The organism is Laspinema olomoucense D3b (genome assembly GCF_025370785.1).
Lineage (GTDB): Bacteria > Cyanobacteriota > Cyanobacteriia > Cyanobacteriales > Laspinemataceae > Laspinema > Laspinema olomoucense.
Window position 1 is genome coordinate 18560 of sequence record NZ_JAMXFA010000061.1, and the last position, 11472, is coordinate 30031.

Annotated in this window: 15 protein-coding genes and 1 riboswitch; of the genes, 7 read left to right on the forward strand and 8 right to left on the reverse strand. The window is 45.8% G+C overall.

What is annotated here, in order from left to right; all coding sequences use genetic code 11:
• The first annotated feature begins 35 nt into the window (after positions 1–35).
• Positions 36–1034, forward strand: coding sequence for a metal ABC transporter solute-binding protein, Zn/Mn family (locus tag NG792_RS27015; RefSeq protein ID WP_261200820.1), 999 nt, complete (start codon positions 36–38; stop codon positions 1032–1034).
• A gap of 177 nt (positions 1035–1211) precedes the next feature.
• On the opposite strand, the gene NG792_RS27020 is transcribed toward NG792_RS27015, so the two are convergent.
• On the reverse strand, positions 1212–1568 hold the full coding sequence (locus tag NG792_RS27020; RefSeq protein WP_261200819.1) for a hypothetical protein: 357 nt from the start codon (positions 1566–1568) through the stop codon (positions 1212–1214).
• 646 nt (positions 1569–2214) lie between these two features.
• Between NG792_RS27020 and NG792_RS27025 the strand changes: the two genes are divergently transcribed.
• The 4 genes from NG792_RS27025 to cobW all read left to right on the forward strand — a co-directional run bounded on the left by NG792_RS27025 (position 2215) and on the right by cobW (position 5664).
• Entirely contained in the window at positions 2215–2469 is a 255-nt protein-coding gene (locus NG792_RS27025) for a DUF7219 family protein (RefSeq protein WP_261200818.1), read from the forward strand.
• 121 nt (positions 2470–2590) lie between these two features.
• Positions 2591–3169: a Crp/Fnr family transcriptional regulator gene (locus NG792_RS27030; protein ID WP_261200817.1), complete on the forward strand. Its 579-nt coding sequence runs from the start codon at positions 2591–2593 to the stop codon at positions 3167–3169.
• 165 nt (positions 3170–3334) lie between these two features.
• Positions 3335–3510, forward strand: a riboswitch (cobalamin riboswitch).
• 361 nt (positions 3511–3871) lie between these two features.
• On the forward strand, positions 3872–4549 hold the full coding sequence (locus tag NG792_RS27035) for a HupE/UreJ family protein (protein WP_261237511.1): 678 nt from the start codon (positions 3872–3874) through the stop codon (positions 4547–4549).
• Between the two features lie 74 nt (positions 4550–4623).
• A complete protein-coding gene (cobW, locus tag NG792_RS27040) occupies positions 4624–5664 on the forward strand; it encodes a cobalamin biosynthesis protein CobW (RefSeq protein WP_261237512.1) in 1041 nt (346 codons plus the stop codon).
• A gap of 132 nt (positions 5665–5796) precedes the next feature.
• On the opposite strand, the gene NG792_RS27045 is transcribed toward cobW, so the two are convergent.
• The 5 genes from NG792_RS27045 to NG792_RS27065 form a co-directional block, all read right to left on the reverse strand.
• Positions 5797–7392, reverse strand: coding sequence for a hypothetical protein (locus NG792_RS27045; protein WP_261237513.1), 1596 nt, complete (start codon positions 7390–7392; stop codon positions 5797–5799).
• Positions 7393–7663: 271 nt separating this feature from the next.
• Complete coding sequence (locus tag NG792_RS27050; RefSeq protein WP_261200812.1) at positions 7664–7954, reverse strand: type II toxin-antitoxin system HicB family antitoxin; 291 nt, start codon at positions 7952–7954, stop codon at positions 7664–7666.
• A gap of 211 nt (positions 7955–8165) precedes the next feature.
• Complete coding sequence (locus tag NG792_RS27055; RefSeq protein WP_261200811.1) at positions 8166–8579, reverse strand: type II toxin-antitoxin system VapC family toxin; 414 nt, start codon at positions 8577–8579, stop codon at positions 8166–8168.
• The gene (locus tag NG792_RS27060; RefSeq protein ID WP_261200810.1) at positions 8572–8808 is read right to left on the reverse strand and encodes a hypothetical protein; all 237 of its coding nucleotides are present in this window, start codon (positions 8806–8808) and stop codon (positions 8572–8574) included. The genes NG792_RS27055 and NG792_RS27060 overlap by 8 nt, the downstream gene beginning before the upstream one ends.
• A 39-nt stretch (positions 8809–8847) precedes the next feature.
• Positions 8848–9024, reverse strand: coding sequence for a hypothetical protein (locus NG792_RS27065; protein WP_261200809.1), 177 nt, complete (start codon positions 9022–9024; stop codon positions 8848–8850).
• On the opposite strand from NG792_RS27065, the gene NG792_RS27070 reads away from it, so the two are divergent.
• Positions 9023–9268, forward strand: a complete 246-nt coding sequence (locus NG792_RS27070; RefSeq protein ID WP_261237514.1) for a UPF0175 family protein — start codon at positions 9023–9025, stop codon at positions 9266–9268. The two genes, NG792_RS27065 and NG792_RS27070, sit on opposite strands and share 2 nt — an antisense overlap.
• Positions 9269–9311: 43 nt before the next feature.
• The gene (locus tag NG792_RS27075) at positions 9312–9506 is read left to right on the forward strand and encodes a PIN domain-containing protein (RefSeq protein ID WP_261237515.1); all 195 of its coding nucleotides are present in this window, start codon (positions 9312–9314) and stop codon (positions 9504–9506) included.
• Positions 9507–9546: 40 nt separating this feature from the next.
• On the opposite strand, the gene NG792_RS27080 is transcribed toward NG792_RS27075, so the two are convergent.
• Both NG792_RS27080 and NG792_RS27085 read right to left on the reverse strand, forming a co-directional pair.
• The gene (locus tag NG792_RS27080; protein WP_261237516.1) at positions 9547–10332 is read right to left on the reverse strand and encodes a GUN4 domain-containing protein; all 786 of its coding nucleotides are present in this window, start codon (positions 10330–10332) and stop codon (positions 9547–9549) included.
• Between the two features lie 683 nt (positions 10333–11015).
• Positions 11016–11195: a hypothetical protein gene (locus tag NG792_RS27085; protein ID WP_261237517.1), complete on the reverse strand. Its 180-nt coding sequence runs from the start codon at positions 11193–11195 to the stop codon at positions 11016–11018.
• Positions 11196–11472 lie beyond the last annotated feature (277 nt).

Here is an 11472-nt window from a genome sequence, read left to right on the forward strand (position 1 = left end):
ATATGAACCCATTGTGAATAAAATATGAAAAGAAAATGAAAATATCTATCCACAGGAGAGCGATCGCGGACTATCCGGGAAAACAATCCCTCTTGAAATTAGCCACGGGAGTGATTTTGGGGTTCTGCCTGAGTAGCTGTACCAACCCGGAAGCGAATCGGGCGGGGGACAGTTCGGGGAATCAGCCTCAAGTGGTCTCTACCAGTACCATTATCGCCGACTTAACCGAGTCCATTGCCTCGGAGGAGATCCAAGTCAGCAGTATTTTGACCCCTGGAGTCGATCCCCATATTTATGAACCTGTGCCCGCCGACTCTATTGCCTTGGAGAATGCGGATTTGATTCTCTATAACGGATACAACCTCGAACCGGAACTGATTAAGTTGATGAATGCTGCCGGAGTAAATGCTAAGAAGTTGGCAGTGGGGGAAGTCGTACTCCCATTGCAGATGGAGAAGCAGGCGGCAATGACGCCGGATCCTCATGTGTGGGGGAATGTCATGAATGCGATCGCAATGGTTAACGCGATTCGCGATAGCTTAAGCGAACTCTCCCCAGAAAATGCCGCAACGATTCAGGAAAATGCGGCAGACTATACCGCCACCTTGGAAGAACTCCACCGCTGGATTCAGGCGCAAATTGCCACAATTCCCCCGAACAACCGCCGCTTAGTCACCACTCATGATGCCTTCCAATACTATGCCCAAGGGTATGGATTAGAGATTACCGGCACGTTAATCGGCATCAGTACGGAGGAACAACCCAGTGCCCAAACGGTGACGCGATTGGTGGAGGAAATTAAACGAACACAGGTTCCGGCCATTTTTGCCGAAACCACCATTAATGCCCAACTCATCAGGACTGTAGCAGAGGAGGCCCAGGTCAAGTTAGCCCCGCAGGAATTGTACTCGGACTCCATCGGTGTGCCCGGTAGCGAGGCCGATTCTTATATTAAGATGATGGTCTCGAATACCCGTGCTGTGGTAGAAGCGTTGGGCGGAACTTATACGCCGTTTGTGGTGGCTGAGAATTAGAGGGGGGGTGTGCCGGATGGGTTCACACCTGTCCCAGGGTAGAGAAAAACTGCCCGCGTTGAATCGGCAATTTTTCTTTACCCGTTCTTTATTTTTTCTTGCTAAGTTGGCGTTAACGAATGGGGAGCGAGAATCGAAGAGGTGCGAGGGAGCCGAAGTAACCCCCCGGAAATCCGCTTAGGCCACCGATTTTTGGGCTTTGGCATTCAACCGCAGATTGCCGTGACCATCAATGCTGAAATCCACGCCGGGAATTAAGCCTTTGTGAATCAAGCGTTGATAGAGGGTGATCCGCAGGTTGCTTTGGATTTCAGCCATGATATCGGCGGGAATCAGATGGGCGATCGCCCAAACGACCGAGTCCCAGTCCAACCATAGCAACCGTTCGATACTGACAATGATCACGCCGGATAACTCTTCGAGGGTCATCCGGGTCCGGAGATCTGCGATCGTATCTTTCCCGATCGCCATGTGTCGGGTCATGATCACCCGAGTCATCTTGGTGGTTTCGCGTTCTAGTTCTAGGAGGTTCATCTGGGATTCCTTTGCTGATAGTAGGCCGTTGCACAGCAGATTTTTGACGCACCAGCGGCGATCGGGTCAGCCAATCTTTCCGCGTCTCCATCCCGCTTTTGTTCACTGTACCCGAATCAGGGTTAAATCTCTACCTTTTGGAGGATGTTGAATCTTATTTTTTTTGAGTATAGGGTCCTCGGACCCTGAATACCCGGGACGCCGCCCTGAACCCTGGTCTTTTCCTACCCAGTTGGCCCCAGAGGTCCCGCGCCGGGGTCACTGCCCCCAGGTTTCATCGGGTCAGGTATCGAGCATAACCACCGATTGTGTATGAAAAATATTTCTTTTGATCGATTTGCCCCACTCAACTGCACAGATAAGGTTTTAAACAGTGCAGCTAATCTTTAAATAACAGACTACTTGTCTGGTAGAACTCCGAGGGAATATACCGGGTTGTTCCCCTAAGCAACGGGCCGACCCTGACTCGGTAGCGAATTGTTTTTTGGGCATAGACCCTCCCCTTGCTAAGTGAAAGTCCCCGTCGTTATTGCCACAATTTAGCAATAACGCTAAAGTGGTTATTAGGGGGAATCTCCGCTTACAAATTCCGGTACAGGGATTGATTCTCCCGCAAATAGCCAAGGGAAAGAGTGGGGTTAAGACAATGCCTGACAAATTTGATTTTATATCTCCTCGTAGTCGTTACTACGGCAAAATTACGCCAGACAATCCAGAAAATATGGTGTTTAATGCCAACTTGCAGGAGTTTGCCCAGCGCGTTAGCGTGATTAGTTGTTTAGAAACCGGGGGGAAATTACCGCCAGAGGACGCTTACAAACAAATTAAGAGACTTTGGAAACAGCTTAAGCGGACAAAGAAACAATTAAGAATTGGCACTGAGTCCGATGAGGCTGAATAAAATCCCAAACCCGAGAAAAGAGGCGACTGCCCCGGCATTTCCCCAATGCAGGTTTGGGGCAGCCGCCTCTTTTCATATCCCCTTTCAAAACTAACCATAATAATCTCAAAACTATTTGTTTATGACCATTGCAACTTTAGCTTCACTCCCCTCCTCCCTGCGGCGAACATTCAGCCGCAAAGACTCGATTCCGATGTGGCAAGATGTCCTATGGAAAATCGATCGCGGAGTGGTCCGCACGATCGCCTGGACGGAAGATGGATCCACCATTGCCTCGGGATATTGGGGGCCCGGAGATGTGGTGGGTGAACCCCTCTGTTGCATTAACGGTTATCAAATAGAATGTTTAACCTCCGTAGAAGTCAGCATGATTCCAGGGCACCAATGGCAACAAGTCTTAGATGCCATTCGCACCCACACCCAAAAAACGGAAGAACTCCTCACCATTATTCACTGCAAGCAAGTCCAGGAACGCTTGCTTAAGTTTTTGGTCTGGTTAAGCGATAAATTCGGTCGTCCCGTGGAACAGGGCTGCTTGCTAGAATTGCCCATGACCCATCAAGAAATTGCTGAGGCGATCGGCATCTCCCGGGTTACTGTGACTCGCCTCCTCCAACGCCTAGAAAATGAAGGGGCGATCGCCCGTCCCCATCGTCAATCTATTCTCCTCTATGAATCCAGGGGTTTACCCTTGGTTTAACCCTTCCCCCACCCCAGTGGCGATCGCACCTTGATACAACCCCCAGGGCCTAACCGAGCGTTGGCCCCTTTTTTTGCTTGATGAACCGGCAGGGAACAGGGATAACCGGGGGTGGTTTTCAGCTTCTCTCCATTTCCTCAGTCGTAAAGTGTCTCCGATGGGGTAATATATCCCCTATCAGGCGGTTCTGATGGGGTCCAGCCATCAGACGCAAGGGGGAAAGCCCGGTCCCAATCCGGCACTGTCCCGCAACTGTGATCCCACCCCCAGATTCCCGGTAAATCTCCATTTGCCCTCTGGGGTCGGTAAGTCAGAATGCCCACCGCCTCTGTCGTCCACCCTTACATTCATCTGCGAGGTACAGATGGGCATTGATTTTCCTTTACCAGAACACTCTATTCTGTCAATAGTAGCCCTGGCGCGTAACAGTACGGCAGCGCGATCGTACTTTTGACCCTACACCAACGCCGAGGGGAAAAATTTGCTTTTTTTGTGAGTTCTGTAACCTAGACCCAGCCCTCACATCCTAGCCAATTTCACGGAAACCCAGGTCTCAAAATAGTTCCGAGGGCCTGATTTCTTCTCCCCAGTGCCGGGGGTTAATCCTCACTTGGTCGGAGGAAGGGAGTTTCACTCGCACTTATGCCTCGGACCTAACTCACTTATAAATGTTGACCCGCTCAATTTTTTTAAACCTCACCCATGCTTAAGCCAACCCTCAATCGATTCCCATCTGTTCTACTCCATCACCCCAGAATAACCGGAGGATTGATAATAGTTGCCCTCGCTATTGCTTTGTTCTGGGGAGTGGAACCAGCATTCGCCCATCACGGCATGGATTCCGCCACCCCAAGTAACTTCTGGGAGGGGCTACTTTCAGGATTCGCACATCCGATTATCGGGCTGGACCATTTCGCTTTTGTGGTGGCGATCGCCTTACTTTCTGCCTTCCATCCCTACGGCATCGCAATTCCTATCACCTTTGCGATCGCTGCAATGGGAGGAACTGGGATTCACTTACTCACCCTGGATATTCCTGCGGTAGAAATCATCATTGCCGCTTCCGTCCTCACCGTCGGAACCCTGCTAGGGATGAAAGAACGGCCTAATTTAAAGCTGGTGGCGGCGATCTCTGCCGTCGCTGGCATCTTTCACGGCTATGCTTATGGTGAAGCCATTATCGGCGCAGAAACCGCCCCCCTCCTCGCTTACCTGATGGGATTTACTGCTATCCAAATCGCCATTGCCTCCGCTGCGATCGGCTTTGTGCGCAAAACTCTCACCGCTTTGGATCAAGACCCCAACTTATCCCTACGATTTGCTGGCTTTACCATCGGTGGCATCGGCGCAGCATTTCTCACTTCTTCAATTCTGGGTTAATCCCCGTACCAAAAGCCCGGTGAAGCCTCCAGTCCTCATCGGGTAAAACTCTCACTTAATATTAACATCCACCCATGCATAAAATTCCCGTTACCGTAATCACAGGTTTCCTGGGGGCTGGCAAAACCAGCACCATTCGTAACCTCCTCCAAAACAGCCAAGGACGGCGCATTGCCGTGATCGTCAATGAATTTGGCGAAGTTGGCATCGATGGCGAGTTTCTCAAATCCTGTCAAGTGTGTGACGACTCTCCTGCTACAGATAGCAATATTATTGAACTAACCAATGGTTGCCTCTGTTGCACCGTTCAAGAGGAATTTTTGCCCACCATGCAGGAATTGCTCAAACAGCGCGATCGCCTCGATTGTATGTTAATCGAAACCTCCGGACTCGCCCTACCGAAACCCCTGATCCAAGCCTTTCGCTGGCCGGAAATTCGCACCGGGGCCACCGTTGATGGCGTTGTTACATTGGTAGATTGTGAGGCAGTGGCTGCGGGTACTCTCGTCGGGGATCTCGATGCCTTAGAACAAGCCCGCCAAGCCGACCCCAATTTAGATCACGAAACCCCCATCGAAGAATTGTTTGAAGATCAACTCGCCTGTGCTGATTTAGTATTACTAACCAAAGTCGATTTAGTCGATGCTGCTACTCAAACTAAAGTGATCACTTGGCTGCGATCGCAACTTCCCCCTCACGTCAAAATTGTTCCCTGCAAAAGCAGCGAAATTACCGCCGACTTACTCTTAGGATTTAATGCTGCCGTTGAAGACAACCTAGACAGCCGTCCCAGCCATCATGACACAGAAGAAGACCATGACCACGATGATGATATCACCTCAGTTAACATTATCCTTGACCAAAAATTTGAACCAAAAACCCTAGTTAAACAACTAGAAAATTTAGTGGAAAAAGCCGAAATTTATCGCATCAAAGGATTTGTTTCAGTCCTCAATAAACCCATGCGATTAGTTTTACAAGGTGTCGGCAAACGCTTCGACCACTTCTACGATCGCCCGTGGCAAGAAGCCGAACCGCGCCAAACCCGCCTAGTCTTCATCGGACGCAACCTCAACCGCGACCAAATCTTAGAGGCGATCGTCCCCAATTCGTAGTAACGAGTTGCGATCGTTTCTTCCTCTGCATCTAATCCGGTGCGTCAGTGCTGAAAACCCGTAAGAAATTGCCCGGTGCTTTCCACTCTGCCGCACCCGAATTTCATTCCTTTTTTGGCAAAGAATCCCCTTCTAACCCAACAAATTTAACCCTTCCGGCGAATGTCCTATATCCCACAAAGCAGGGGACAAAGTTCCTGTTTCAACCGTTGCCATAGGAAGATCGGCCATTGAAGCGATCGGACTATCAAAACACCCCGGCGGCAAATTTGGAGCAATTGCAAGATAAGCTGGCATAGGGGGAGGCGGGGGAGCAAGGAATGGATACCGATAAATGACAGAATAAGGGGTAGGATTTGTTAATTCATCAGATGCTTCCACCATCAGCACAAAATTATCGGGATTAACGTTCTGTGGATTGAACTGTTGCGTAAAAACCTCCAAAACGAGGTCATTTGGATCTGAGGAATTCAATTCAGCAACCACGGTAAAGGCTTCCGGAGGCAAAACCGTTGTTTCAATCGGTAAATTAACTTGCTCTAAAACTTGGTCATCGATTCCGGTTTGGAGCACATCCAAGTTCAACGGATTCCGCAAGGATTCAGGTAAAAAGTCAGGATTAACATTAAGAACTTTAATGTTAATCTGCTCGCTCAATCCGGGAAACTCCAAAGTAGGGGTTCGCAAATATTCCAGGCGATAATAATCTACCCGGTCCTCATTTGAAAGCACCCCATCTACCCGGTCAGGATTGGCAACTCGGGTTTGTTGTAAATTTTGCCGAAACCCTAATTGAACTTCTCCTAAAAAGGGAGCCGTTGCCAGATTATTCTTTAAAGCTTCTACCTCTGCAACTAACGGAGTTTTTTTCCGGAGTTCCTCAAATCCAAAAGCCATAAAATGCGCGATCGCTTGTTTGTTGGTTAACCCCGCTTGCTGCAAATCAGGGTTACTCGCTAAATAGGTATTCACATCAAAATAGGGAGAAGCCCTCCGCCCTTCATTTCGACCAAAATCTTGGAAATGCTCAAACAATTGGGTATCGTCCAAACCCGCTAAATCTTGATACTGGCTGCGATAGTACAAGCTAGAATATACCAGATTTCCTTGTAATTTATCTTGAACTTGACTGACGAAGCTAAGGCGTTGTCCCTGAGAGCCCTCGCCCACCCCAAACCGAATAAAATGTTCTAAAGCTTGTTGATTGCTAAAACCAAGCTGCTGTAAATCACCAGAATTTTCCAGATAAGTTTTTACAGAAAAAGATGAACTGCCCTGGCGGCCTTCATTGATACCAAAATTAACAAAATGCTGAAAAAGCTGCTGATTACTCAGTCCCCCTAAATCCGCATATCGTTGTTGGTAATACTCCGCATTAAAGTATTCAGGACGGACCTGCTTTTGCAACAGCGGACTAAAGGGAGAGGAAATCACCAAATCAGTTTCAACTCTCAAAGGCCGCCCTTCATTCAGTCCAAAGTCGCGTAAATGCTCAAAAGCAGTCCTTAAACGAGTTTGTGGGGAATTAAAAGCCTCTGCATTGGGATAAATTCCGCAGTTCCAGTCTGCATAAGTGTCCACCATTTGGGGCGTTACCCATCGGGAAAATTCTCGCCCTTCTACCAAACCAAACGTGACTAAATGTTGTAAAGCCTCTTCGTTACTCAAACCGCCTAGATCTGGATTCATGCTGCGATAGTAGCTCGGATCGAATAACTCTAAGGCCATAATAATTTCCTAGGAAGTTTATGCTGCTCCTACCCTAACTTGTGAATCTGGTTTCGTCAAATTTGAGGCAATTTGCTACAACTATGAACGCATCCATCCCCCAAACAAAAAAGGGGCTTGATTTGCGTCCCTATCTCTGAAACTGGGTTTCTGAGTCGTAGTCGATATGGCATCGGCAACGCGCTTGCGATCGCTCCTTGGTCAGCTAAGATTTAAGCAGATGTACGCTGTGTCACCCTCTGCCACCAATGATGGAAATAACCCCTATCTCCTACCTTAGAGTCACACCCCATTGACAGGGGTGAAGGCGCGTTCCGGGGAATGGTGGTATTTGGTAAAAATTGGCGTGGGTATTTTCCAGGAAACGCTCCCTACTTTCGTCTGTTGGCTCTGTTTTTTTCAGGCTATTATTCGCAACACTCAGCCAACCCGCAACTGCGTCTTGTAAATTCTGAGTGACCTCTTCCCAGGTATCACCTTCGGTAATGCAACCGGGAAGAGCTGGGACTTCTGCCCAATAGCCCCCTTCTTCTGCTGCATGAATAATGGCTTTAATTTTCATAAACTTAGCTTCATCACTTTTTTAAGTTTAGGATAGCAGACTCAGACACAGTTTTTATGCAAAATGAGTCGGTGCGATCGCTTCCATGTCCCGCAGAGACTCGTTTTCATCTTTCCACATAGACTAATCTCCCATGAGTTTGTTTGGCGTACAGAGAACAGGCAGCGGCACATAGCCAAAATTAAGACTAAAGCGAAATAATTCTCAGGGACTAGATTTTGAGTAACGCTCGAAATCCTGCTTGTTGAAAATGAGCATCAGCGGTTAGTGCGTCGGTTATACCTCGATTTTGCATCACAATAAATGACACACAATCTACTAACCCCCATTCTTTATCAGGGCGTTGTTTAAATAACCTAAATGCCGCCCAATATAAGTCTTTAGTTAAAGGAATAATTTGAACATTGGGATCGCTTTCTAGGGAGTCCAAGAGTTGAATGGCTGCCCTTCTGTATTTTGATTTAGACAAGGCATTACCAATTTCTAATAAAATAGCATCAGTCGTTACTAGCCCGGTTTGACGAGTTTCCAGTTGAGTGGCTAATTCAACAGCTTTCCCATGATGTTGGTCTGTAATGGAAGATAAAGCAATGGCAAAAGAGGTATCTAAAAAGACTTCAATCATCCTCAGCAATGGAGTTTTGGTATAGATACTGGTCAATATTCTCCGACCAATCTGGCTCGCCTTGTAACTGTAAGGACTGAGCTGTTTGTAGAAATGTCTTGGGGGTGTCTTTAGGGGCCAATAGGGTTTCCACAGTAATTTTCACTCTTGTTCCTACTTCTAGGTTTAAGGGCGATTCTAATTGCAAGGATTGACCATCAAATATGGCAGTGATTTCTTGACTGTTCATATAGATATTGTCTGTACAAGCAGGGTTGAGATTTTTGGCTTATAGCAATTGTACCTCAGAAACCGATTTCCTGGCAAAAGCTCTGTGAGGATGCAGAAACCCCGGCAGAACCCCAGTTTCTGAGAGTAAGCGATATGGCATCCGCAATTGGAGGGCGATCGCTCCCCCGGCTGCTAAGATTGAAGCAGGAAAGTTAAGCCAAGGAGAGTTCCCCATGAGTTTAGTGATTTCCGATGACCTAGTAAAAGCGAGTGGCTTTTCTGAAAATGAGCTATTGTTGGAAATTGTGCTGATGCTGTTTCAGCAAGATAAAATTAGTTTAGGGAAAGCCAGTGAGCTATTGGGACTGCATCGGATGCAGTTTCAAAAACTCATTTCTGAGCGAGGTATTTGCGTTCATTATGATATTGAGGAGTTTCAGGAAGACCTCAAGACTTTAAAGGAAACGGAGGGGTCATGATTGGTGTCAACAACACTTCACCTTTTTCCAAATTAATGAACGCTTGGGTAGACAAACTGCCCGAGATTTCGGGGTAAAGATTACTGGAGTTTTAGGAATTATTCTCTTAGCAAAGCGTCAAAAAATAATTACGCAAGTTCAGCAAATTATGAATAATTTAATGAAAAAAGTAAATTTCCGCATTAGTAGCCAACTGTATGCGGATGTTTTGATAGCGGAGGATGAGTCAGTGACTTAAGTAAGTAGTGATCGCGTTCACACAATGAAATTCAACTTTTTTAATCAATAGCACTCCCACGCAATAATTTTCTCCACAACAAAAAAGATATAGCACTACAAAAGAAATCACGTGAAAGAGAGCATGGGAACATACCTACAATATCGGGATTCATATCTTTAGATTGAAAGCACCAAGCCACTGGTGGGTAATGGGGAACATTTTGTCGAACCATCCAATTAAGTTCTAGCAATAAGTTTTTTTCGTACTTTTCTACATAATCAAGAAATTGAATTCGACGCCAAAGCTTGATTTGACTGGCTTTGACTTTCGATTCCGCAGGCAGAGTCCAACGTTTATCTTGTACTTCATTTAATGTAAATTCATCATTTCTAATGCTTCTATTACTTGTTGTTCCATATTGTTTGTAAATAGAAGCTTGAACCGAAAATCCGAATCTCCCTTGACTATATTTAGTCCAAAGATTATCTATTGCTTGTAGTTTATCCATCGGAAATTTTTCAATCTCTTCTGTACTGAAAGACTCGATAGAGCCTAGAGTGAGCTCTATCCCTAACTTCTCTTGTCTTCTATTTATAGTCTCATACAGAAACTTCCCAACTGGGAATTCTTTTCTAAGCGATGGACAAACACAAGGTATTCCTTTGCAGTCTCGATAAATAATTATCGTAATTATCTCACTGGTTGCATAATTAGCACCTTCCCAGTCACCGGAACGTAGTTTGCTCTCTAGTTCTACTAAGCTTTCTTGCCTGTCATACTCCCACTTGCAAGAAATAAAAAACCATCCAGATGCAATGAATAATAGGAATATCAGAAATGTCATTGAATTTACCTCACAATGAAAATACAGCGCTTCGCGAGATAATGGGTAATTAGCAACTTTCCTCATCTCTACAGAGAGTGATGGATTGCTGGTAAGAAACCGGGTTTCTAGTTCTATCTGGGTGGGTATGATTTTACGTCCCATTTGTGATTAGGATCAGGATAAAAAGTAATCCCTGAGCCACTCCCGTTAAATATCGTCACCAGCCAACCTCCAGGAACTTTTCCACGAAACGTAGACATATAATCACTTTCAACTCTCTCCCAATGTAGGTCAGTCATTTTGTTTTGTCTCTTATTTAGATGGTTTGTGTTCGCACGTATTTTTAGCAACTTTCCTCATCTCTACAGTCAACTATACTTCCCTAAATTGTAGCGATTCTGAATTGCCGCTATCACACTGGGGTTGTTATACTAAAAAACTGTAGCGAAACGAACAGAATCTCCCGTGAATTCCACTCAACATACAGTTGATAAAGTCCTAACAGAGTTATCGAAGTACAACTTATTAAGTTTAGAACTTCTATGAAAAATTTTAGGGTTGTTCAGGTTTACCGATAGCTGCAAATTTTAGCTATTTAGACTGTGAGAGTGTAAACCTGACAACTAGGTTCAGTCTTGCTGTGCACTCAAATGCTCAAATTAGGATAATTGGAAATACGCTCAAAAAGCAATGCCTATTGTTTACTTCATTTGCTTACCTGTTGTTGCATAGAAGTTTGCTTTTTTCCATGCGTCTTCAGCAGACTTCGCTTTACCAGCATATTCACTGCCAACATATACATCACCGCTTTGGTTGTCCCAAAAGTAGTAGTATTCAGAGCCAGTCGGGGTTTTTACGGTTCCCATCTGCTTGCGTGCCATTGTAAGTCTCCCTATACTTGATTTAACGTCATACTCACTGATATTGTTTCAGCAAGATAAAATTAGTTTGGGCAAAGCCTGTGAGCTATTGGTGAATCATCGGATCCCGTTGATTTATGCCTAACATTATCTTAACTGCTTTTTAGTTCGTCAACCCCATGAAAATGGGATTTAGGGGGGGATTTCCGAGGATGTTAAAAAGACCTCTTGCAAAATAATTTTATGCTAAAATAAAAAGTTTTGCTTGATTTTAGCCGATGGCCGGTTATAGCTGATT

Excerpts from the sequence above, each read along its gene's own strand:
- NG792_RS27015 (WP_261200820.1), top strand. The coding sequence starts at position 36 with ATGAAAATATCTATCCACAGGAGAGCGATCGCGGACTATCCGGGAAAA.
- NG792_RS27020 (WP_261200819.1), bottom strand. The coding sequence starts at position 1,568 with ATGAACCTCCTAGAACTAGAACGCGAAACCACCAAGATGACTCGGGTG.
- NG792_RS27025 (WP_261200818.1), top strand. The coding sequence starts at position 2,215 with ATGCCTGACAAATTTGATTTTATATCTCCTCGTAGTCGTTACTACGGC.
- NG792_RS27030 (WP_261200817.1), top strand. The coding sequence starts at position 2,591 with ATGACCATTGCAACTTTAGCTTCACTCCCCTCCTCCCTGCGGCGAACA.
- NG792_RS27035 (WP_261237511.1), top strand. The coding sequence starts at position 3,872 with ATGCTTAAGCCAACCCTCAATCGATTCCCATCTGTTCTACTCCATCAC.
- cobW (WP_261237512.1), top strand. The coding sequence starts at position 4,624 with ATGCATAAAATTCCCGTTACCGTAATCACAGGTTTCCTGGGGGCTGGC.
- NG792_RS27045 (WP_261237513.1), bottom strand. The coding sequence starts at position 7,392 with ATGGCCTTAGAGTTATTCGATCCGAGCTACTATCGCAGCATGAATCCA.
- NG792_RS27050 (WP_261200812.1), bottom strand. The coding sequence starts at position 7,954 with ATGAAAATTAAAGCCATTATTCATGCAGCAGAAGAAGGGGGCTATTGG.
- NG792_RS27055 (WP_261200811.1), bottom strand. The coding sequence starts at position 8,579 with ATGATTGAAGTCTTTTTAGATACCTCTTTTGCCATTGCTTTATCTTCC.
- NG792_RS27060 (WP_261200810.1), bottom strand. The coding sequence starts at position 8,808 with ATGAACAGTCAAGAAATCACTGCCATATTTGATGGTCAATCCTTGCAA.
- NG792_RS27070 (WP_261237514.1), top strand. The coding sequence starts at position 9,023 with ATGAGTTTAGTGATTTCCGATGACCTAGTAAAAGCGAGTGGCTTTTCT.
- NG792_RS27065 (WP_261200809.1), bottom strand. The coding sequence starts at position 9,024 with ATGGGGAACTCTCCTTGGCTTAACTTTCCTGCTTCAATCTTAGCAGCC.
- NG792_RS27080 (WP_261237516.1), bottom strand. The coding sequence starts at position 10,332 with ATGACATTTCTGATATTCCTATTATTCATTGCATCTGGATGGTTTTTT.
- NG792_RS27085 (WP_261237517.1), bottom strand. The coding sequence starts at position 11,195 with ATGGCACGCAAGCAGATGGGAACCGTAAAAACCCCGACTGGCTCTGAA.